General features: G+C 45.9%; 19 protein-coding genes. 15 read left to right on the plus strand and 4 right to left on the minus strand.

All coding sequences use genetic code 11. From position 1 onward, the window contains the following. Positions 1 to 27 precede the first annotated feature (27 nt). The 6 genes from ubiE (at position 28) to tatC (ending at position 4,590) form a co-directional block, all read left to right on the plus strand. Entirely contained in the window at positions 28 to 807 is a 780-nt protein-coding gene (ubiE, locus tag DYB02_RS01690; protein WP_005456853.1) for a bifunctional demethylmenaquinone methyltransferase/2-methoxy-6-polyprenyl-1,4-benzoquinol methylase UbiE, read from the plus strand. A gap of 11 nt (positions 808 to 818) precedes the next feature. Next, positions 819 to 1,454: a ubiquinone biosynthesis accessory factor UbiJ gene (locus tag DYB02_RS01695; RefSeq protein WP_005456848.1), complete on the plus strand. Its 636-nt coding sequence runs from the start codon at positions 819 to 821 to the stop codon at positions 1,452 to 1,454. Beyond that, on the plus strand, positions 1,451 to 3,085 hold the full coding sequence (gene ubiB / locus DYB02_RS01700) for a ubiquinone biosynthesis regulatory protein kinase UbiB (RefSeq protein ID WP_029805380.1): 1,635 nt from the start codon (positions 1,451 to 1,453) through the stop codon (positions 3,083 to 3,085). The genes DYB02_RS01695 and ubiB overlap by 4 nt, the downstream gene beginning before the upstream one ends. A gap of 48 nt (positions 3,086 to 3,133) precedes the next feature. Continuing rightward, the gene (tatA, locus tag DYB02_RS01705) at positions 3,134 to 3,379 is read left to right on the plus strand and encodes a Sec-independent protein translocase subunit TatA (protein ID WP_005456852.1); all 246 of its coding nucleotides are present in this window, start codon (positions 3,134 to 3,136) and stop codon (positions 3,377 to 3,379) included. Between the two features lie 3 nt (positions 3,380 to 3,382). Next, positions 3,383 to 3,781 carry a Sec-independent protein translocase protein TatB gene (tatB, locus tag DYB02_RS01710; protein WP_005496675.1) on the plus strand — a complete coding sequence of 133 codons (399 nt, stop codon included), beginning with the start codon at positions 3,383 to 3,385 and terminating at the stop codon, positions 3,779 to 3,781. Between the two features lie 68 nt (positions 3,782 to 3,849). After that, positions 3,850 to 4,590, plus strand: a complete 741-nt coding sequence (tatC, locus tag DYB02_RS01715; RefSeq protein WP_005459771.1) for a twin-arginine translocase subunit TatC — start codon at positions 3,850 to 3,852, stop codon at positions 4,588 to 4,590. A gap of 467 nt (positions 4,591 to 5,057) precedes the next feature. Here tatC and DYB02_RS01725 read toward each other — a convergent pair whose 3' ends face one another. Then, positions 5,058 to 5,819: a TatD family hydrolase gene (locus tag DYB02_RS01725; RefSeq protein WP_023583840.1), complete on the minus strand. Its 762-nt coding sequence runs from the start codon at positions 5,817 to 5,819 to the stop codon at positions 5,058 to 5,060. A 181-nt stretch (positions 5,820 to 6,000) separates the two neighbouring features. Between DYB02_RS01725 and hemB the strand changes: the two genes are divergently transcribed. From hemB to spfP, 4 genes are all read left to right on the plus strand, one after another. After that, positions 6,001 to 7,062, plus strand: coding sequence for a porphobilinogen synthase (gene hemB, locus DYB02_RS01735; protein ID WP_005489689.1), 1,062 nt, complete (start codon positions 6,001 to 6,003; stop codon positions 7,060 to 7,062). A gap of 141 nt (positions 7,063 to 7,203) precedes the next feature. Further along, complete coding sequence (locus tag DYB02_RS01740; RefSeq protein ID WP_005459779.1) at positions 7,204 to 7,638, plus strand: GNAT family N-acetyltransferase; 435 nt, start codon at positions 7,204 to 7,206, stop codon at positions 7,636 to 7,638. Positions 7,639 to 8,254: 616 nt separating this feature from the next. Next, positions 8,255 to 11,050, plus strand: a complete 2,796-nt coding sequence (polA, locus tag DYB02_RS01750; protein ID WP_029806373.1) for a DNA polymerase I — start codon at positions 8,255 to 8,257, stop codon at positions 11,048 to 11,050. A 193-nt stretch (positions 11,051 to 11,243) separates the two neighbouring features. Beyond that, positions 11,244 to 11,291: a small protein SpfP gene (gene spfP, locus DYB02_RS26180; protein ID WP_438356636.1), complete on the plus strand. Its 48-nt coding sequence runs from the start codon at positions 11,244 to 11,246 to the stop codon at positions 11,289 to 11,291. Between the two features lie 516 nt (positions 11,292 to 11,807). Here the strand turns inward: spfP and yihA are convergent. Beyond that, positions 11,808 to 12,467 carry a ribosome biogenesis GTP-binding protein YihA/YsxC gene (gene yihA / locus DYB02_RS01760; protein WP_005456829.1) on the minus strand — a complete coding sequence of 220 codons (660 nt, stop codon included), beginning with the start codon at positions 12,465 to 12,467 and terminating at the stop codon, positions 11,808 to 11,810. A gap of 159 nt (positions 12,468 to 12,626) precedes the next feature. Here yihA and DYB02_RS01765 point away from each other — a divergent pair, with 159 nt between their 5' ends. The 5 genes from DYB02_RS01765 (at position 12,627) to hemN (ending at position 17,296) form a co-directional block, all read left to right on the plus strand. Then, entirely contained in the window at positions 12,627 to 13,244 is a 618-nt protein-coding gene (locus DYB02_RS01765) for a c-type cytochrome (protein WP_005478649.1), read from the plus strand. A gap of 798 nt (positions 13,245 to 14,042) precedes the next feature. Then, positions 14,043 to 14,681 carry a class I SAM-dependent methyltransferase gene (locus tag DYB02_RS01780; RefSeq protein WP_005456816.1) on the plus strand — a complete coding sequence of 213 codons (639 nt, stop codon included), beginning with the start codon at positions 14,043 to 14,045 and terminating at the stop codon, positions 14,679 to 14,681. Further along, positions 14,681 to 15,223 (plus strand): Der GTPase-activating protein YihI, encoded by a 543-nt coding sequence (gene yihI / locus DYB02_RS01785; RefSeq protein ID WP_005496687.1) that lies wholly within the window; start codon positions 14,681 to 14,683, stop codon positions 15,221 to 15,223. The genes DYB02_RS01780 and yihI overlap by 1 nt, the downstream gene beginning before the upstream one ends. 7 nt (positions 15,224 to 15,230) lie before the next feature. Further along, the gene (locus tag DYB02_RS01790; protein WP_005456843.1) at positions 15,231 to 15,719 is read left to right on the plus strand and encodes a DUF2489 domain-containing protein; all 489 of its coding nucleotides are present in this window, start codon (positions 15,231 to 15,233) and stop codon (positions 15,717 to 15,719) included. Between the two features lie 185 nt (positions 15,720 to 15,904). After that, on the plus strand, positions 15,905 to 17,296 hold the full coding sequence (gene hemN, locus DYB02_RS01795) for an oxygen-independent coproporphyrinogen III oxidase (protein ID WP_029806597.1): 1,392 nt from the start codon (positions 15,905 to 15,907) through the stop codon (positions 17,294 to 17,296). A 69-nt stretch (positions 17,297 to 17,365) separates the two neighbouring features. Here the strand turns inward: hemN and add are convergent, their stop codons facing one another. Together add and gepA are read right to left on the minus strand one after the other, a co-directional pair. After that, positions 17,366 to 18,370, minus strand: coding sequence for an adenosine deaminase (gene add / locus DYB02_RS01800; protein WP_015296070.1), 1,005 nt, complete (start codon positions 18,368 to 18,370; stop codon positions 17,366 to 17,368). Positions 18,371 to 18,517: 147 nt separating this feature from the next. Beyond that, the gene (gene gepA, locus DYB02_RS01805; protein ID WP_020904381.1) at positions 18,518 to 21,064 is read right to left on the minus strand and encodes a phosphodiesterase GepA; all 2,547 of its coding nucleotides are present in this window, start codon (positions 21,062 to 21,064) and stop codon (positions 18,518 to 18,520) included.

Below are 21,064 nucleotides of genomic sequence, written 5' to 3' on the forward strand. Positions count from 1 at the left end.
AACAAGTGCTGCCCAAGAGGAATTAGAATGACGGACACAAGCTTGCAATCCAATACAGCGTTAGAGAACGAAACGACCCACTTTGGTTTCACCACAGTGGCGAAAGAAGAAAAAGTGACCAAAGTTGCCGAAGTTTTCCACTCAGTGGCAGCGAAATACGACATCATGAACGACCTGATGTCAGGTGGTATTCACCGCCTTTGGAAGCGTTTTACGATCGATTGCAGTGGCGCTCGTCCTGGTCAGCGCATTCTGGATCTAGGTGGTGGTACGGGTGACCTAACCGCGAAATTCTCGCGTATTGTGGGTGACCAAGGCCACGTTGTTCTGGCAGATATTAACAACTCAATGCTGAATGTTGGCCGCGACAAACTGCGCGATAACGGCATTGTGGGTAACGTACACTACGTACAAGCTAACGCAGAAGAACTGCCTTTCCCAGATGATTACTTCGATGTGATCACCATCAGCTTCTGTCTTCGTAACGTAACCGACAAAGACAAAGCACTGCGTTCAATGTTCCGCGTCCTCAAGCCAGGTGGTCGTCTATTGGTTTTGGAATTCTCTAAACCAGTTCTCGAACCACTATCAAAAGTGTACGACGCGTACTCATTCCACCTATTGCCAAAAATGGGCGAATTGGTCGCGAATGACGCAGAAAGCTACCGCTACCTTGCTGAATCTATTCGCATGCACCCAGACCAAGAAACACTGGAAGGCATGATGCAAGACGCTGGCTTCGAAAACACCAAATACTACAACCTAACGGGTGGTATTGTGGCGTTGCACCGCGGTTACAAATTCTAAGGGTTAACGGCATGCCATTTGAACCTCTTATCACTGCTGTCATTGAAACTTCGCTGAACACACTGATTAAAGACGATCCTGCATTGGGTCGTCGTTTAGCGCGTCTCAAGGGCCAAGTTATCCAAGTTCACCTCAAAGAAATCGACAAGACGCTGACGTTTGTTTTCAGTCAGCAGATTGATGTGCTGGGTAACTACGAAGGTCAGCCTGACTGCTATCTCTCGTTGAACTTGAGTGTGCTGCCTGAGCTGCGTGACCAAGCCAACATCACTCGCTTGATCAAGCAAGACAAGCTTGAACTTGAAGGTGATATTCAACTGGCGCAGAAATTTTCTCAGTTGATGACCGATTGCAAACCGGACATTGAAGAGTGGTTATCTCGCGTAACAGGCGATGTAGTTGCACACACTTTGGTACAAGGCACCAAAAACGTGGGTGGTTTCTTCGTTTCTCAAGCGGAAAAACATCAGCGTCACCTTGCCCAAGTGGTCACAGAAGAGTGGAAATTGGCACCCGCACCATTGGAAGTCGCGTATTTTTGCGATCAAGTGGATGAGGTACGCAGCCAAGCTTCTCGCGTTGAAGCGCGTCTTAATGCTCTATTGAGCAAAGTTGGTTCGGATAAGCCAGCGCTGGAGAAACCATGACGCCAGCAGAATTAAAGCGCTTATACCACATCATCAAAGTACAGCTGGAATACGGCTTGGATGAGTTGTTGCCCGACCATCAACTGACCAAAGCGCCATTATTGATGCGCAAGAGCCTATTCTGGATTAAGAACCAACACCCAGAAAAACCGCTTGGCGAGCGCTTACGTCTTGCGCTGCAAGAGCTTGGCCCTGTGTGGATTAAGTTCGGTCAGATGATGTCAACGCGCCGCGACTTATTTCCTCCGCATATCGCCGATCCACTGGCGCTGTTGCAAGACCAAGTTGCGCCGTTTGACGGCGAGCTGGCCAAGCAGCAGATGGAAAAAGCGTTAGGTGGGCCGTTAGAGAACTGGTTTACCGAGTTTGACATCAAACCGCTGGCGTCAGCGTCCATCGCACAGGTGCATACTGCGCGATTAAAAGACACTAACCAAGAAGTGGTATTAAAGGTTATCCGTCCAGATATTCGCCCGGTCATTGATTCAGATCTAAAACTGATGCACCGAATGGCGCGTATAGTCGCCGGAGCGATGCCTGAAGCACGTCGTTTAAAACCCGTTGAAGTCGTACGCGAGTACGAAAAAACCTTGCTCGACGAGCTCGATTTACGTCGTGAAGCGGCGAATGCCATTCAACTGCGTCGTAACTTCGAAGGCAGTGAAGAATTGTATGTTCCTGAAGTTTTTCCTGACTTCAGTAATGAAACTGTCATGGTTTCTGAGCGAATATATGGCATCCAAGTCTCTGATATTGAAGGCTTGGATGCAAATGGCACCAATATGAAGTTGCTGGCGGAACGTGGTGTGAGTGTGTTCTTCACTCAGGTGTTCCGAGATAGTTTCTTTCATGCCGATATGCATCCCGGGAATGTGTTCGTTAAACCTGAACACCCAGAGAACCCAATGTGGATCGGGCTAGATTGCGGGATCGTTGGTACACTTAATAGTGAAGACAAGCGTTATCTGGCGGAAAACTTCCTCGCGTTTTTCAATCGTGACTATCGCCGAGTGGCGGAGTTGCACGTTGATTCAGGCTGGGTTCCGGCAGATACCAATGTCGATGAATTTGAGTTCGCGATTCGCATTGTGTGTGAGCCAATTTTTGCTAAGCCACTATGTGAAATCTCCTTTGGACATGTGCTGTTGAACCTGTTCAACACCGCACGTCGCTTTAATATGGAAGTGCAACCTCAATTAGTGCTGCTGCAAAAAACGCTGCTGTACGTTGAGGGGCTTGGTAGACAATTATATCCGCAGCTCGATTTGTGGGAGACCGCAAAGCCATTCCTTGAAGAATGGATGATGAATCAAGTGGGCCCGCAAGCTTTGGTTAATTCAATCAAAGATCGCGCGCCATTTTGGGCGGAGAAATTGCCGGAACTGCCGGAGCTACTTTACGATAGCCTCAAACAGGGTAAAGCGATGAACCAGCGTATGGATCAGCTTTATCAAGGCTATCGCCAAAGTAAGCGCCAGCAGGCGACAGGAAAGTTTTTATTTGGCGTTGGCGCCACTTTAGTCGTATGCTCGGCAATATTGGTGGATAACGCTTATGAGCAGCTTTCGATGGCCAGCGGTATCGCAGGTGTCACATTTTGGCTGCTTAGTTGGCGAGCTTATCGTCAATAGACGTTAAACTCTTGAAATAATTTTGTTTAAAGACCCGAGGTAAAAAGAATGGGTGGTATCAGTGTTTGGCAACTTCTAATCATTGCTGTAATTGTTGTATTGCTATTCGGAACTAAGAAACTACGTGGCATCGGTGGCGATCTAGGTAGTGCCGTTAAGGGCTTCAAAAAAGCAATGAGCGATGAAGATTCTGCGAAAAATGAAAAAGACGCAGACTTCGAGCCAAAAAGTTTAGAAAAACAGCAGCAAAAAGAAGCTGCACCTGAAACTAAAAAAGACAAAGAGCAGGCATAAAACGTGTTTGATATCGGTTTTTGGGAACTGGTATTAATATCTGTTGTTGGTCTGGTCGTTCTTGGACCGGAGCGTTTGCCTCATGCTATTCGAAGCGTGTCTCGCTTTATCGGTGCTGCTAAGAATATGGCAAATAGCGTTAAAGACGAATTGTCGCACGAGCTAAAAGTCCAAGAGCTGCAAGAAAACTTGCGCAAAGCTGAGCAAATGGGGATGGAAGATTTATCTCCTGAGCTCAAATCTTCGGTCGAAGAATTGAAGAAAGCCGCGCAATCTGTAAACCGCCCTTACGCTGATAAGGCGCAATCAGAAACGGAACCTGCAAAAGCAGAACCAGTGGCTGAAAGTGCAGAAAAAGTGGAAGAGATTAAGGTTTCAGCGGCAGATAAGAAAGCCGAATAGTCTCATTAGGAGGAGCTACTAGTGAGTGGTAGCTCCTTTTTGATCTGATTTTTAATAAGAGGTTTGCCATGTCTACCGTCGAGCAGACACAGCCTTTAATTAGTCATTTGTTGGAGCTTCGCAACCGACTACTGCGTTCAATTTTGGCAGTGTTGGTGGTGTTTGTCGGGCTAATTTATTTCTCTAACCACATTTACGAGTTTATCTCTGCACCTTTGGTTGAACGTTTACCAGAAGGCGCGACGATGATCGCAACCGATGTGGCATCACCATTTTTCACCCCTCTAAAACTGACGCTTATCGCTTCAGTATTTGTTGCGGTGCCGTTTATTTTGTATCAGGTTTGGGCTTTTGTTGCGCCAGGTCTGTACAAGCACGAACGTCGTTTGATCATGCCATTGCTGTTTTCTAGCTCGTTGCTGTTTTACTGTGGCGTGGCCTTTGCGTATTACGTTGTATTTCCACTGGTATTTGGCTTCTTTACTGCGATTTCTCTCGGTGGGGTTGAGTTTGCGACCGATATTTCGAGCTACCTAGATTTTGTGCTGGCGCTGTTTATGGCGTTTGGTATTGCGTTCGAAGTGCCAGTGGCGATTATCCTACTTTGTTGGACTGGGGCGACCACGCCGCAAGACCTAAAAGAGAAGCGTCCATACATTATTGTGGCTGCGTTCGTTGTCGGCATGCTGCTGACGCCGCCAGACATGATTTCGCAGACGTTACTTGCGATCCCAATGTGTTTACTGTTTGAGGTTGGTCTGTTCTTTGCTCGTTTTTACACTCGTAAAGATGAGGAAGAAGAGGAGTAATCCTTCAGTTTTTAGACAGTAAAAAGCGGCTCAAATGAGCCGCTTTTTTGTTGCGGTTGGTTTGCTATTTTGGGCTAACTACTTAACTTTCAACACGTAACCACATTTAGTACAAACATAAACTTCTTTGATGCCTAGCAGCTTTTGAAAAAAGTTGCGTGGTACGCGTTGCAAGTAAGCACCATGTGTACACATTTCAATATCCGTATTCATGTTGTTTTACACCTGTGCTAAGACGTAGGCGAATAGCAGTATAAGAAAAGAATGTGTCGAGTTGTCGACAGTCACAAGAAGCGTACTGATGGAATACGCATGATGCGAAGTGGGTAGGGTTACAAGTTAATAGTTATGTCTATCAACACTACAGTATTGCTGGTTGAGTCGTTTCAGGTTTGGTCTGTTCACCCAACCATTTAGGCAATAAAAAAGCGACCTAGTGTGGCCGCTTGTTGCGTTTGTTGTCTTGCTTAGATCTTGAATAAGTTTTTTGCATTTTCCGTGGTGATAGCATCTATGATGGCGACCTCTTCACCACGCAAGTCTGCCACTCGCTGCGCGACGAGCGACGTGTAAGCAGGTTCATTGCGTTTACCGCGATGCGGCACTGGCGCCAAATATGGGCAGTCTGTTTCTAAGATGATCCATTGCATGTCTAAGTGTGGAATGACTTGGTCCATGCCGCCGTTTTTAAATGTCGATACACCGCCTAAACCAAGGTGGAAGCCCAACTCGTTAATTGCTCGCGCCTCTTCTAAGCTGCCACCAAAACAATGGAACACGCCACGCAGGCGACCGTCTTGCTCTTGACGAAGCAGAGTCAGCGTTTCTTCGATGGAATCACGGGTGTGGATCACCACAGGTAAATCCATCTCTTTTGCCCAATTGAGTTGGGTTACGAAAGCCATCTCTTGCTCTGCTTGGTGGGTTTTATCCCAATACAGGTCGATGCCGATTTCGCCCACGGCGATAAAGTTGTGTTTTTCGAACCAGCCTCGGATGATTTCTAGCGTTTGATCAACGTTGCTATCAACGTAACATGGGTGCAAACCCATCATTGAGTGGCACACTTCCGGATACGCTGCTTCGGTCTGCAGCATCGGTTCAATCGAGTCCAGATCGATATTCGGCAGCAAAATTTTAGTGATGCCTTGAGTTAAGGCGCGCTCAACCACTTCATCGCGGTCGTTATCAAATTCGCTCGCGTATATGTGCGCGTGGGTATCGATCATGGTCTTTCTCTGTACTTTGTCCGTTTGGTACGAGAAGTATACTTGAGTGTGAGTGCTGGGTCATTTTCAGTTTTTTTCATCGCCTTTTTCCAGATTGTCACTCGCAAGGTGCATCAAGAGTGATATGATTTTGTTCACCAGATGATTTGATCATCATAACCGTCCAGACAAGGAGAAAATGGTGTCTGTATCAATTCAAGGTCCATTCCCTGCACGCCGTATGCGTCGTTTACGTAAACACGATTTTAGTCGTCGTTTGATGGCTGAGAACCAACTTTCCGTGAATGATCTGATTTACCCAATGTTCATCCTTATGGGTAAAGATCGTCGTGAGAGCGTGGAATCCATGCCGGGTGTAGAGCGTTTGTCGATTGATTTAATGCTAGAAGAAGCACAATACCTCGCAAATCTAGGCGTTCCTGCCATCGCGCTTTTCCCTGTCGTAAACCAAGACGCTAAAAGCTTATGCGCTACCGAAGCTTACAATCCAGAAGGTTTGGTTCAGCGCGCAGTACGTGCGCTAAAAGAGCACGTGCCACAAATTGGTGTGATTACAGACGTCGCACTAGACCCGTTCACCACACATGGCCAAGACGGCATCATTGATGAAGATGGCTATGTGATGAACGATGAAACTACCGAAGTGTTAGTTAAGCAGGCATTGTCTCATGCCGAAGCGGGCGCAGATGTGGTTGCGCCATCAGACATGATGGATGGTCGTATCGGTGCAATCCGAGTTGCGCTAGAAGAAGCGGGCTACATTCATACTCAAATCATGGCTTACTCGGCTAAATACGCATCAAACTACTACGGCCCATTCCGAGATGCCGTCGGTTCTTCATCTAATCTAAAAGGTGGTAACAAGAAAAACTACCAAATGGACCCAGCAAACATTGATGAAGCAATGCATGAAGTCGCAATGGACATCAATGAAGGGGCAGACATGGTGATGGTTAAGCCAGGTATGCCATACTTAGATGTAGTTCGCCGAGTGAAAACCGAGCTGCAAGTTCCGACATTTGCTTACCAAGTATCGGGCGAGTACGCGATGCACAAAGCGGCGATTCTTAATGGCTGGTTAAAAGAGCGCGAGACAGTAATGGAATCACTACTGTGCTTTAAGCGTGCGGGCGCCGATGGCATCCTGACTTACTTTGCAAAAGACGTAGCAGAGTGGTTAGCGGAAGAGAATGCACAAGCTGCTCAGCACCTAAAGATGGCTCGAGAAGCGACAGAAGAGTAATTATCGCTCAGTGAGAAAAACCAGACCGACAATAGTTGTTCGTCTGCATATACCCAAGTAACCTCAGGCGGATTACAAAAGGCTTGTATATCCCAAAAAATCCAAGGTGCTTGGGTATATTTATTTCTGGAGAAGAGAACAATGACAATGCTGATTCGTGAAGGCACGTTGGAAGAGGCACTTCAAGTGGTCACTCGAGTGAAAGAGTTTGCCAACGGAGAAACCTTAGATTCGATGTCACAGCGTCTTGGAGACAAAAACAGCCTAATCCTAGTGGCTGAGAAAAACGGTGCTATTGTCGGTTTTAAAATCGGCTACGAACTGGATGAAGACACCTTCTATAGTTGGTTTGGTGGTGTTGCGCCGCAAGCTCGAAATGAGGGAGTCGCGCAGATGTTGTTAGAGGCTCAAGAAGAATGGGTCGCAGAACAAGGCTATAAAACACTAAAAGTGAAATCTCGAAACCAATTTCCTGCCATGCTCAGATTGTTGTTGAGAAATGGATATCTTATTGAAAAGTTTGAAGAAAAAATTAATCTTCGTGAATCGAGAGTGCATTTCATTAAAGCAATGTGAAAATAAATGAGATTTTTTCTCATTTAACTGTTGACTGTTAAATGAGAATCATTATTATTAATCCTGTCTTAGGGAATGAGGAAAGTTCACAAGGACGTTGAATTACTGATTAACAGAAGTTGATTAACTGGTGTTGAGAAGGTGATGAAACATTTATCCAAGAACTTGCACGAATTCTTTTTGACACGACATTGCTCACATTGCTTCCAGTGTAATTTATAGCTTCTTGGTTAAGCTGCCATGATATGGAACTGGCTTTACCACTTCTGCTAGGCGACCCAATTGGGTCGCTTTTTTCTTTTCTACGATTTCCATTTGACGTCACTATCCGTAACTTTTCCACATGACATGATCATTTTAAGATCGTTGATCTTCTCGCCTTGTTTAAAAATAATCCTTTAAAAACAATAATATATATTTGTATTTTTTTGTCTTTTCTATCATTGTACAATCTGTGGATAATTTATATAAACAGAGTTATCCACAGATGGTGGTAGTTTTCTTGAATAAATCGGAAAATTTCCGCGATCTGGATCGAACGAACAAGATAGATTCGGATCAGCAGTCATGGCATCCTAGGCAGATCTATTAAGTACTGATTTGGATACAGACAATTATGGCAAGTATTCCTGAAAATCCGCTGATTCTTATCGACGGTTCTTCTTACCTATATCGCGCTTTTCACGCTTACCCGGGCACGATGAGTAATGGTGAAATCCCAACCAACGCAGTTTACGGTGTGGTGAACATGCTACGCAGTATGATGCGTCAATTTGCGTCTGAGCGTATTGCGGTGGTGTTTGATGCGAAGGGTAAAACCTTCCGTGATGAGATGTATTCAGAATACAAAGCGAATCGTCCACCAATGCCGGACGATCTGCGTTGCCAAATTGAACCATTGCACAACGTTATTCGTGCGATGGGTTTGCCGTTGATCTGCGTTCCTGGCGTGGAAGCAGATGACGTCATCGGTACGTTGGCTTACCAAGCCTCGCAACAAGGCATGCCTGTTTTAATCAGTACTGGCGATAAAGATATGGCTCAGCTGGTGGATGACAACATTACCTTGATCAACACCATGACGAACGTCGTGATGGATCGTGAAGGGGTGGTGGAAAAATTTGGTATTCCGCCAGAGTTGATCATCGACTATCTAGCGTTGATGGGCGATAAAGTCGATAACATCCCTGGTGTACCGGGCGTGGGCGACAAAACGGCGACCGCTTTGCTGCAAGGCATTGGTGGCCTGACTAAGTTGTACGAAAATCTGGATGATATCGCGGCACTTGGTTTCCGCGGTTCGAAAACCATGGCGAAGAAGCTGGTCGACAACAAAGACAACGCTATGCTGTCTTATGAGCTGGCTACCATCAAGCTGGATGTGGAACTGGAAGAAACACCAGAGTCGCTACTGAAAGCAGAGCCAAACAAAGACGAATTGATCAAACTGTATGGTCAGTTGACGTTTAAGTCTTGGTTGAACGAACTGCTTGAAGGCGGCTCAGGCACTGTCGAAACGGTTGAACTTGCAGGCTCTGCGCAAGCATCATCATCTTCTTCTTCGCATGCTGAAATGGAAACCTCAGCGGTAACGATTGATCGCAGTCAGTACGAAACCATTTTGGACGAAGCTTCTTTCAATGCGTGGCTAGAAAAACTCAAAGCGGCAGAGCTGTTTGCCTTTGATACCGAAACGGACAGCCTTGATTACATGGTGGCGAACCTCGTCGGTTTGTCATTTGCTATCGATGAAGGTATTGCGGCTTATGTTCCTGTCGCACACGATTATTTGGATGCGCCAGAGCAACTGGATCGCGATTGGGTTCTGGAGCAGCTGAAACCAATTCTTGAAGACGACGCTCAAGCGAAAGTCGGTCAGAACCTAAAATACGATGCGTCTGTGCTGGCACGTTACGGCATCGAGATGAAAGGCATCAAATACGACACTATGTTGGCGTCTTACGTTTACAACAGCGTAGGCGGCAAACACGACATGGACAGCTTGGCACTTCGTTTCCTACAACACAGCTGCATTTCATTCGAACAAATCGCGGGTAAAGGTAAAAACCAACTGACCTTCAACCAAATCGAGCTTGAGCAAGCATCGCCATACGCAGCTGAAGATGCAGACGTCACGCTTCGCTTGCACAATCGTCTGTTTGCTAACATCGAACAAGATGAAAAGCTAAAATCGGTTTACGAAGAAATCGAAATGCCGCTAGTCCCTGTTTTGTCTCGCATTGAGCGCACTGGTGTTCTGATTGATGACATGAAGCTGAGCGCTCAATCGGTAGAAATCGCGGCCCGTTTAGAAGAGCTTGAACAAAAAGCTTACGAAATCGCAGAACAAGAGTTCAACATGAACTCGCCAAAGCAGTTGCAAGCCATCCTATTTGAAAAAATGGGTCTACCTGTTGTGAAAAAAACGCCATCTGGCACACCTTCAACCAATGAAGAGGTGTTGCAGGAGCTTGCGTTGGATTACCCACTGCCAAAACTGATCCTAGAATACCGTGGCTTAGCGAAGCTGAAGTCGACATACACAGACAAGCTGCCGAAGATGATCAACCCTTCAACTGGTCGTGTACACACCTCTTACCATCAAGCGGTGACTGCGACAGGTCGTTTGTCGTCTACTGATCCAAACTTGCAGAACATTCCAATCCGTAACGAAGAAGGTCGTCGTATTCGTCAGGCGTTTGTAGCTCCTGCTGGTTACAAGATTCTGGCTGTCGACTACTCGCAAATCGAGCTGCGTATTATGGCGCACCTTTCTGGCGACCAAGCGCTGCTTGATGCCTTCCGCGACGGTAAAGACATTCACGCAGCAACCGCAGCAGAAATCATGGGAGTGTCTATTGATCAGGTATCAAGTGAGCAGCGTCGCCGTGCAAAAGCGGTGAACTTTGGTCTGATTTACGGTATGAGCGCATTCGGCTTGGCAAAACAGCTGGGCATTCCTCGTGGTGAAGCGCAAGCTTACATGGACAAATACTTCGAGCGTTACCCAGGTGTAATGCAGTACATGGAAGACACGCGCAGCGCAGCAGCTGATAAAGGTTATGTAGAAACCATTTTTGGTCGACGTTTGCATCTGCCAGAAATCAAATCGCGTAATGGTATGCGTCGTAAAGCAGCAGAACGAGCGGCGATCAATGCGCCAATGCAAGGCACTGCAGCGGACATTATTAAGAAAGCGATGCTGCTAGTGGATCAATGGATTCAAGAAGAAGGCAATGGTCGTGTAAAACTTTTGATGCAAGTACACGATGAACTGGTATTTGAAGTCGAAGAGTCGTCTTTGTCCGAAATTGAAAGTAAAGTACAAAAATTGATGGAATCTGCAGCAGAGTTGAAAGTGCCTTTGGTGGCAGAAGCTGGTCACGGTGACAACTGGGATCAAGCACACTAATCATTTTTAAATCAATTTGGTCGATTTAGTATGAGCCAGCGCACAAACGCTGGCTTTTTTGTGTCATTAAAAAAGCAACTTGGATTTGAAAATTAATGTTGCTTAATAAAACTTTCATGAAAAAAAACTACAAAAAATCTTTGCAATTCTGACCAATTGTTGTACATTAGATCGCGTAGGGTACAGAGGTAAGATGTTCTATCTTTCAGACCTTTTGTTTCACGTTATTGGATTAGGCTGATTCAGCCGCCCCAGTCAGTTTTTGACTGGGGCGTTTTTTATTGGGCGAAAGAAAAATTCCTTTTAACTCAGTTTCTTATCCATTTTGGCGCTGTCCTCGCAATTCTCTCTCGCTAACTACTTGCTTCCACTGATTTTTTGTCGTTATTTCTTCGACTCATTCATCCTGTAAATTTACGCCATTCACACTATTATTTTTTCTCGAAAGAAAGTAAGTCGGCCTTTCTGAGGGGTGAAACTTATCTAACTTATTGAATTTAATTTTCTTTATTAATGTTTGGTAAACGAAAAGACTCAAGATTAGAAAAGCAGATGACTTTTTGAACTATTGAAATCATTCGATAGTTCAGTAATGCTTTGCAACATAACAATAATTACCAATTTTTCTCTCCCGTTATCCCTGCCAGGAAGGTGGGGATTTTTATTGCCTGAAATTCCGGTTTTTGCTTTGTCTAGATAAACAAAAGCCCCACCAAATGGCAGGGCTGTGTCGAAAAAATTTAACAAATATTGTTAATTATTCTTCGTTGCTCTCTGGCATCTCTAGATCGTCTTCTTCAATCAGGTGAGCCAGTGCTGGTGCAAACCAGGTATCCAGTTTCGCGCGCAGCTGATCGACCCCTAATCCTTTTAAAGAAGAGAAAACATCAACCGAAACGTCACCACCGAAAGTTTCCACTTGTTTGCGAATTTTCAGAAGTGTCTGTTTACGTGCGCCACTTTTTAGCTTATCAGCTTTAGTTAGCAACACTTGTACTGGAATACGGCTATCGATAGCCCAGAAAATCATTTGCTGGTCGAGATCTTTCATTGGGTGACGAATGTCCATCAGAACCACTAGGCCTTTTAGGCACTCGCGTTTCTGTAGGTATTCACCTAAAGATTTCTGCCATTTGTTTTTCATCTCTACCGGTACTTGAGCAAAACCATATCCCGGTAGATCGACAATGTGACAACCTTCTTCTACTTTGAATAGGTTGATCAATTGGGTACGACCAGGTGTTTTTGATGTCTTGGCTAAGCTTTTTTGATTAGTTAGACGGTTAAGTGCACTCGATTTACCAGCATTTGAGCGTCCTGCAAACGCAATTTCGACACCTTCGTCCTCCGGTAAGTGGCGAATATCGGGCGCGCTGGTGATGAAATGCGTATTTTGGTAATGAATTTTTACGCTCACTGTTAACTCCATCTCGACTTTGTGTAGTCGATTGATTACTTTTTTGTGAAATTGTGTAAAATAACCGTGCTCGGCATAAGGTCGCCTATTGTACCATGAGTGTACGCGGTATGTTCACATTCCGTGGTACTGGAAGCTTGATAATTATAATGGAATGTCATGAAGAAATTAGCGCTAATTTTGAGTCTTTTAGCCAGTTGCTCAGTATGGGCCCAAGGTAATATTGAGGCTGGTAAAGCAAAATCACAAACCTGTGTCGCCTGTCACGGAGCAGATGGCAACAGTGCAATCGCAATGTACCCTAAACTAGCAGGCCAACACGCTAAGTATCTTGAGAAGCAGTTAAAAGATCTTAAGCTAGGTATGACAAGTGGTGGTAAACAAGGTCGTTACGATCCTGTAATGAGTGGCATGGCAATGCCGCTAAGCGATGAAGACATCGCAGATCTTGCAGCATACTACTCTTCTCTACCAACTTCAGAAAGCTCGACACCTGAAGATGTGGTAGCAAAAGGTAAAGTGCTTTACACCGCGGGTGATGCAGAGCGTGGTCTAACGGCATGTATGGCATGTCACGGTCCGCGTGGTAACGGTACTGAGCTTTCAGGTTTCCCTAAAATTTCTGGTCAGCACGCTGACTACATCAAAGCTCAGTTAGAAAAATTCCGTGATGGTAACCGTGGCAACGATATGAATGCCATGATGCGTGACATCGCGAAGAAAATGACAGATGAAGATATCGAAGTTCTGTCGAAATACGTTGGCGGTCTGCACTGATACCCCTACATAGTTCGAGCAAAGTTGTACAAAAATGCCCCAGCGATTTCGCTGGGGCATTTTTGTTGGTGATGTGGCTCACACGTGATTTTTGAGGGTGTCATCGATATCTGCTCGAAAGCTTGTAAGACATTTGCCATACCTTCGATTGCGAATGTCTTCTTCTTATTTTTAACCTTTTGATTAATTGATATTTTTAATTTTTGCGAAAAAATCATCGCTAATATTTCCTGCTGCTAACTTGTGAGTGCGTCGGGATTACGTAAAGTAGAAAGCGTTCACAGGGGGTGAATTGCAGGATTTCAGACCACGGATTCAAGGTCTTCATGGACGCAAGCTAGGATAGCTTGGTGATCGGAAAACGGAATTAGGTAGGCAAGGAGCCTGCTCGATACGGATGGTCATCTCGTCTTATGGTTAAGACAGTGGAAAGGATCAGGCACAGGAAGTTGCTCAGAAGACAGGAAGTAAAGGGATAGCCAAAACTCATCAGGAAGATGAAAAACAACACTTTTTGGCAAGGAAAGCACGAAAAACAAAAGGATTCTTGGTGCACTAAATGCGTGCAACACAGTTTCGCCACTTGATGGCACTTAGAAAGCGACAGTTTGACTGTCGCTTTTTTTATGCCGTTTTTTCTCGGCAACCACCAATCTGAAGAGGGATTACTACACTGATGCCTTTCGATGGGTTCTTAAACAAAGTTTTTTAACAAAAACTGCTGAAAAAGTATTCAGTGCCTCTCCAATCTGAGTCCACTTTCTGGTATGTTTCGCATCCCTGTTTGAGGAAGTCAGCATGCATACCTGTCCTTTATGCCACAATCAGCATACTCGTCACTATTTTGAAGATAAGCATCGCGAATATCTTCAATGTGAGCAGTGCTACTTGGTATTCGTTAATCCAGACCAACGTTTGGATGCGGAAACTGAAAAAGCTCACTATGATTTGCATGAGAACAACCCAGAAGATATGGGCTATCGACGTTTTTTGTCGCGTATTGCTGACCCAATCACAGAGCGAATTTCACCACAATCGAACGGAATCGACTTTGGTTGTGGTCCGGGCCCGACGCTTTCCTTAATGCTAGAAGAAGCAGGGCACAACATGGCGTTGTACGATATTTACTATCACCCAGATACTGCGGTGCTAGAAAAGCAGTATGACTTCATGACAGCGACAGAGGTGATAGAGCACCTCTACCACCCCGATGTGGTGTGGAAGCAATGGTTGAATTTAGTTAAGCCAGGGGGCTGGATTGGCCTGATGACGAAAATGGTCATCGACGTGGAGGCTTTTAAATCATGGCACTATAAGAATGACCCAACTCATGTGGTGTTCTTTAGCCGTGATACCTTCCAGTTCCTTGCTGAGCGGGATAAGCTCGAACTCGAATTTATTGGTAATGATGTAATTTTACTGAGGAAGACCCAGTAATGAGCCGTAAAAAGAAATCTAGAAAGCCGGGTGCCGCTGGCGCACCTGAGTTTGTTGTAACTCGTAACCGTACCGAATCTGACGTTGAAGGCCGTCTACGCAAGCGCGCGAAAAAGCGTAAAGGCTTGAAGACAGGTAGCCGCAACTCAGAAGTTAACGAACAGAAAAAGCAATCTTCTGCGCAAAATCGTGACCCACGTTTAGGCAGCAAGAAGAAGATCCCTCTGATTGTTGAACCAGTGAAGAAGATGACGAAGCAAGAGCGTCGTCTATCTGCGGAACAAGAGCTAGAAATGCTAGAAAATGACGCGCAATTGAACGTGTTGTTGGATCGCATTGAAGCGGGTGAAAACCTAGGTACAGGCCTACAAAAATACGTGGATGAGAAGCTTGATCGTATTGAAAAGCTAATGGACCAACTTGGTCTGCTAGAACCTGAAGAAGAGGAAGATTTTACCGTTTCTTCTGCGAAAGGTTCTCGTAATGACGATGATTTATTAGCGGATTTCGACGATATTAACTTCGAAGACTACAAAGGATAATTAAGCCATGAATGTAACCTTATTAGCTATTGCGGGTGCAGTGATCATTATCGCGCTGGCTTCTTATGCAGGTTACCTTCTGCTTCAATTGAAAAAGCAAAAGGAATTGCAGCTGAAGCATCAAAAGTTGGCGATCGATAAACGTAATGCCAACATTTTTGAGAATGTGCATACCTTGTGTCAGGCAGGCATTCAAGGCCAGTGCGATTTGTCGGAAATCAGTATTCGCGTGTACTGCATCATGGATTATGTTCAAGGTGAGAATCGTGTGAACTTCGACGAAGTGTACCCTGCAATTTCCGAGCTTTACCATATCGTAAAAGATATGGCGCGCGGTGAAGACCGTCAGCAACTTGCCAAGAAAGAACGTATGCAACAGAACCTGACGCGTCAGAAAGCAGAAAGCCGCTTAACAGATGCGATCATCGAGGAACTCAAAGTGTTGCAGAAAAACGTCCAGCCACTGAATAATCAAATCAATATTCAGATGCTTTAACGATAATCCCCATTGGTTTGTTTTATGACCATTGGGGCTATCGTGATCACGCTAGCACTTCTTTGGATTTATAATTAAAAAGCCATCAGGTGTTGCCACGGTTGCCATCGTCGTATGGCAAAATAGCGATTCTGAATATCGGGTGACGGCTTTCGTTGCCCTAGCATTTAACGGAAAGTACCACCATGTCGAATCAACACACTGAATCGAAACAGCAAATCGTCTGGGATCAAGCGGTATTGGATAAGTACAACTATTCCGGTCCTCGCTACACGTCGTACCCAACGGCGCTGGAGTTTCATGAAGCGTTTACCATCTCAGACTATGATATGGCATGCACTCAGTACCCAGAGCGTCCGTTATCGCTGTACGTACACATTCCGTTTTGCCATAAGCTTTGCTACTACTGTGGTTGTAATAAAGTCATTACACGCCACTCGCACAAAGCGGATGAATACCTCGACGTGCTTGAACACGAAATTCGTCAACGTGCTGCATTGCTCGTTGGTCGCACCGTGACGCAATTGCACTTTGGTGGTGGTACACCGACGTTTCTATCTGAAAAGCAAATCACTCGCGTGATGAACTTGCTACGCCAAGAATTTACATTCAGTGATGATGCAGAAATCAGCATTGAAGTAGACCCGCGTGAAATTCAGATCACCATGTTGGATCACCTTCGTAGTGAAGGCTTCAACCGCCTGAGCATCGGCGTTCAGGACTTCAACAAAGAAGTGCAAAAACTGGTGAACCGTGAACAAGATGAAGAATTCATCTTTGCGATGGTGGCACGTGCGAAAGAGTTGGGTTTCCGTTCGACCAACCTCGATTTGATCTACGGTTTGCCGAAGCAGACCAAAGCCTCTTTTGCGAAGACGTTAGAACAAGTGCTGGAAATGCAGCCGGGTCGTCTGTCGGTCTTTAACTACGCACACATGCCGCAATTGTTTGCTGCGCAGCGTAAAATTAAAGACGAAGATTTGCCAAAAGCAGAAGAGAAAATGGCGATCCTGCAAGATACGATCGCAACCTTGACGGGGGCTGGCTACCAGTTCATCGGCATGGACCATTTTGCGATGCCTGACGACGAACTTGCCGTTGCGCAGCGCGAAGGAGTGTTGCATCGCAACTTCCAAGGCTACACCACGCAAGGTGAGTGTGACTTGGTGGGCTTTGGTGTTTCTGCGATTTCAATGATTGGTGGTGCGTACGCACAAAACCAAAAAGAGCTCAAGAAGTACTACACTCAAGTAAATGACCTTCGCCACGCATTGTGGAAAGGTGTCTCACTCGATTCGGATGACTTGCTCCGTCGTGAAGTCATTAAGCAGCTGATTTGTAACTTTAAGCTTGATAAAAAAGCGATCGAATCTGAATTCAGAGTGAAATTTGATCAGTACTTCAAAGAAGACCTGCAATTGCTACAAACGTTCATCAATGATGAGTTGGTGGAAGTGGATGACAATGAAATTCGAGTGACACTGCGTGGTCGCCTGCTTATCCGTAACATCTGTATGAGCTTCGATAAATATCTGCGAGCAAAAGCGCGTCAGCAGCAATTCTCTCGCGTGATTTGATCATCACTTGCCGATTCCAAATGCAAAAAATGCCAGCAAATGCTGGCATTTTTTATAATTTTGCGCTGATTAAACGCGATCTTTAACTTTTTCTTTCAGTTCTGCTTTTTCTGCATCAGAAATGAAAGCAAGCTCAAGGCCATTGATTTGCGCTTGGCGAATCTGCTCTTGGCTCAGGCCGGCTGCTGGCGCCGCCACTTCGTATTCGTAAGGTAGCTCAATACCTTCTACCGCAGGATCATCCGTATTTAGACACGCTAGAACGCCGTGGTCTAGGAACTGTTTCAGTGGGTGATTTGCTAGAGAATCGACCGTACTGGTTTGGAAGTTCGACGTCAGGCACGATTCGATACCGATACGGTTTTCCGCTAGGTAATCCATCAGTTTTGGATCGTGAATCGCTTTCACACCGTGGCCGATACGCGTTGCACCAAGCTCTTGAATGGCTTGCCACATGCTTTCAGCGCCCGCCGCTTCACCAGCGTGAACTGTCACGTTTAGGCCTGCATCACGTACTTGTTTGAAGTGAGAGACAAAGCGATCGCCCGGTTGACCAAGCTCATCACCTGCAAGGTCTACTGCTACGATGTGGTCTTTCTGGCTTAGAATGGCATCCAGTTCTTGCTGACATGCATCTGTGCCAAATGTGCGGCTCATGATACCGATAAGGTTCGCTTTGATGCCAAAGTCTCGCATGCCTGCTTGTACGCCATCGACAACCGCTTCAACCACGCCAGCGACTGGCAATTTGTGTTTCATCGCCATGTAGTATGGTGAGAAACGCAGTTCGGCGTAATCAATTTGTGCGTTTAGCGCATCTTCAACGTTTTCATAAGCAACGCGACGACAAGCGTCAAGATCGCCCAGTACTGCTACGCCCCAGTCAAGCTTGGAAAGGAAAGCAACAAGAGATGGTTCCGCTTCGACAATTTGAACGTGTGGAGTGAGAGACTCAATATCGTACGCTGGCAGAGCAATGCCAAATTTTTGGCCAAGCTCAAGGATAGTCTTAGTACGAATGTTACCGTCAAGGTGGCGGTGCAAATCAGTTAGAGGAAGATTCTTAGTTATCATTATGTCGATCCGGATAGTTATGAACTGGAACAGGGCCCAAACATTATCTGTGACAATACATGGGTAAGATTTGCAGTTAAGTATAAATAACAGTTAGGTAGATTGTCAGTAGAGGATGACTAGGAATTCAACGATTCTCGCTCTTTTCTACTTCATGTTAACCAAATGTGTTGGCCATTCATCCAGAGGAATTGGGCGACTGTAATAGAAACCTTGGACTTGATGGCAGCCCAGCGAACGCAACAGTTGCGCTTGCGTGCTGTCTTCTACACCTTCTGCCACGACATTGGTTTTTAATCCTGCGGTGATATTGATCACAGCGGCTACTACTGAGCTGTCGAGGTTCTCTTTGGTGAGCTGATTGATGAACGTGCGATCGATCTTCAAGCAGGTGAACGGCAGTGAATGCAAATAACCAAGGGAAGAGTAACCCGTACCAAAATCATCAATGGCAATGCCAATGCCCATATCACGCAACTTCGTCATGTTTTCCAGAGTCGTTGGTGCGCTATCAATAATGCGCGACTCGGTGATCTCTAAAGTGAGGTTTTTGGCGGGCAGTTTGGTGACATCCAGCACTCGTGTCACGGTGTCGACAAACGCCGGACAGGAGAGCTGATTGACCGAAATGTTCACGTGCAATTGGAAGTCTGACGGCCACTGTTTGTTCTCGATGGCTTTGTATGTGTCTCGGCACGCTTGCAGCAAGATTTGTTGGCCAATGGCTTTGATCATGCCGCTTTCCTCTGCGATTGGGATGAAATCTAATGGTGAGATCATACCGCTTTCGCTATTCCAGCGAGCTAGGGCTTCGGCGCCACATACGTTACCACTCGCGAGATCGATGATCGGCTGATAATGAGGCACAAATTCGCGCTTGTCGATGCCCGTTTGCATCTTCGTGAGCAGCTGAGTACGAAACTTCGATGCGCTCGCGAGTTCTGGGCTGTAGTAACAAATGCCCGTCAGTGGATCTTGCTTCGCGTAGCTCAGAGCAATGCTGGCATTGCGTAGCCAAAGCGGCATGTTCTCACCATGCTTGGTTTGCACAATCCCTAGTGAGATCTTCATCACCACGCTTTCACCTTCAACCATAAATGGTGCTGCGAACAGTTGTTGTAGGCGACGTTCTGTTAAACGGATGTCTTCGTCTTTATCCATATCTGGCATAAACAGAGCGAACTCATCACCACCAATTCGGGCCAGCATGGTGTTGTCTGGGAATTGCTGCTTCAGCCTTTCTGCGATGCTAACCAACAGCTGATCACCATTGTGGTGTCCCACGCTGTCGTTGATATCTCTAAATTTGTTGATCCCCAATAAGAACAAACTACCGTGACACAAATTGGGTTTGTTTTCGCAGATTTCGATTAATCCTTGGCGGCTGTAGAGTCGAGTTAATGAGTCATACACCAGCTGATCGCGCAGCGCCTTAAATGAGGCTTTGAGGTTGCTGGCCATTTCATTAAAGGCTTTTGCGAGCACGGTCGTTTCGTACACACGGCCAGGTTGGGGCATTGAGCTATCCCAATCGCCATTTGCTAGGTGTTGAGCCGCATCGGCAGTGGCGTTGATTGGTCGAGTCACGCGTTCGAAGATGACCCAACTAAAGCCGATACCAAACAAGCTGACGACGATACCAACAATCCAGCTTTTCTCTTGGCTTTTCGGTAAGAGGCCAAGCAAATCAGATTCCGAGATAGAAGTGCCGATGAACCAAGTTAAACCGTTTGGATCGTAGTAGGGCGTGATGCGGCTAAAAATACGTTGGCCGCTGTGGTCAAACTCAAACGTGTACGGTTGGTCTGTATGGTACAAGTCAAAACCACGCACGCGGGAGGCGCTGATTTTGATGATCGGGTCTGCGCTTTCAGAGGCGAACAAGCGTTGACCTTTATCTGAAAACTTTGTGCCCCAAGACACCACGCTGCCAGGGCCAGAATGTGCCACTAATCGGTGTTCTTGGTCCATGATAAAGACCGATGCTTTGGTGTTCTTCTTGATGACGCGTAGAAACTCGTTGAAGGTATTGATACGAATATCCGTCACCAATACGCCCGCAAATTCTTGGTGTTCGTACACCGGTGTCATAGCAGACAAGGTGATGTCTTGGCGTTCATCCGCATTGGTGTAGATTTTTGACCACATCGGTTTTTCGTCTTTGGCGACGGGTTGATACCAAGGACGAGTTCTTGGGTCGTAAGGCGTGATGACAGTACGAATATCATTACTGACATGATCTGTGCCGTAGATGATTAACTTACCATCTGTGTATTTATCTTGAACCATCAAGGTGTAATCGTCGGAGATCTCGCGACGAAAACCCGCGAAATCGCCAGTTTCCGAACCAAAAGCAATCACGTCCAGCTGCGGAATAGAACGGTATAGGTTCTGAAACGCGCTCAATAAGTAGGCTTGGACATCTCGCGTATCATGGGGATGGTACAGGTTGTGATAACTCACGTTATGAGCAAGCGTCATCACCGCCGTAAACGGCTTTCGCAGATAACTATTGAGGTGGTCGTAGACACTTTCGGTCAACACCGACAGCTGTTTATCGCTGATGTCGGTCACCACCTCTTCATAGCTTTGTTTTTGGACGTAGACAATCACACCGATAGCCAGTAAGAAAATCATCACAAAAGGGATGAGTACAGCAGTACGTAGTGTAATTTGAGTCTTTGCAGTAGACAT

It is taken from the genome of Vibrio parahaemolyticus (assembly GCF_900460535.1).
Taxonomy (GTDB): Bacteria; Pseudomonadota; Gammaproteobacteria; order Enterobacterales; family Vibrionaceae; genus Vibrio; species Vibrio parahaemolyticus.

Excerpts from the sequence above, each read along its gene's own strand:
- yihI (WP_005496687.1), top strand. The coding sequence starts at position 14,681 with ATGAGCCGTAAAAAGAAATCTAGAAAGCCGGGTGCCGCTGGCGCACCT.
- DYB02_RS01725 (WP_023583840.1), bottom strand. The coding sequence starts at position 5,819 with ATGATCGATACCCACGCGCACATATACGCGAGCGAATTTGATAACGAC.
- hemN (WP_029806597.1), top strand. The coding sequence starts at position 15,905 with ATGTCGAATCAACACACTGAATCGAAACAGCAAATCGTCTGGGATCAA.
- DYB02_RS01765 (WP_005478649.1), top strand. The coding sequence starts at position 12,627 with ATGAAGAAATTAGCGCTAATTTTGAGTCTTTTAGCCAGTTGCTCAGTA.
- tatA (WP_005456852.1), top strand. The coding sequence starts at position 3,134 with ATGGGTGGTATCAGTGTTTGGCAACTTCTAATCATTGCTGTAATTGTT.
- ubiE (WP_005456853.1), top strand. The coding sequence starts at position 28 with ATGACGGACACAAGCTTGCAATCCAATACAGCGTTAGAGAACGAAACG.
- DYB02_RS01695 (WP_005456848.1), top strand. The coding sequence starts at position 819 with ATGCCATTTGAACCTCTTATCACTGCTGTCATTGAAACTTCGCTGAAC.
- polA (WP_029806373.1), top strand. The coding sequence starts at position 8,255 with ATGGCAAGTATTCCTGAAAATCCGCTGATTCTTATCGACGGTTCTTCT.
- DYB02_RS01740 (WP_005459779.1), top strand. The coding sequence starts at position 7,204 with ATGACAATGCTGATTCGTGAAGGCACGTTGGAAGAGGCACTTCAAGTG.
- gepA (WP_020904381.1), bottom strand. The coding sequence starts at position 21,064 with ATGTCTACTGCAAAGACTCAAATTACACTACGTACTGCTGTACTCATC.
- ubiB (WP_029805380.1), top strand. The coding sequence starts at position 1,451 with ATGACGCCAGCAGAATTAAAGCGCTTATACCACATCATCAAAGTACAG.
- DYB02_RS01790 (WP_005456843.1), top strand. The coding sequence starts at position 15,231 with ATGAATGTAACCTTATTAGCTATTGCGGGTGCAGTGATCATTATCGCG.
- DYB02_RS01780 (WP_005456816.1), top strand. The coding sequence starts at position 14,043 with ATGCATACCTGTCCTTTATGCCACAATCAGCATACTCGTCACTATTTT.
- add (WP_015296070.1), bottom strand. The coding sequence starts at position 18,370 with ATGATAACTAAGAATCTTCCTCTAACTGATTTGCACCGCCACCTTGAC.
- tatC (WP_005459771.1), top strand. The coding sequence starts at position 3,850 with ATGTCTACCGTCGAGCAGACACAGCCTTTAATTAGTCATTTGTTGGAG.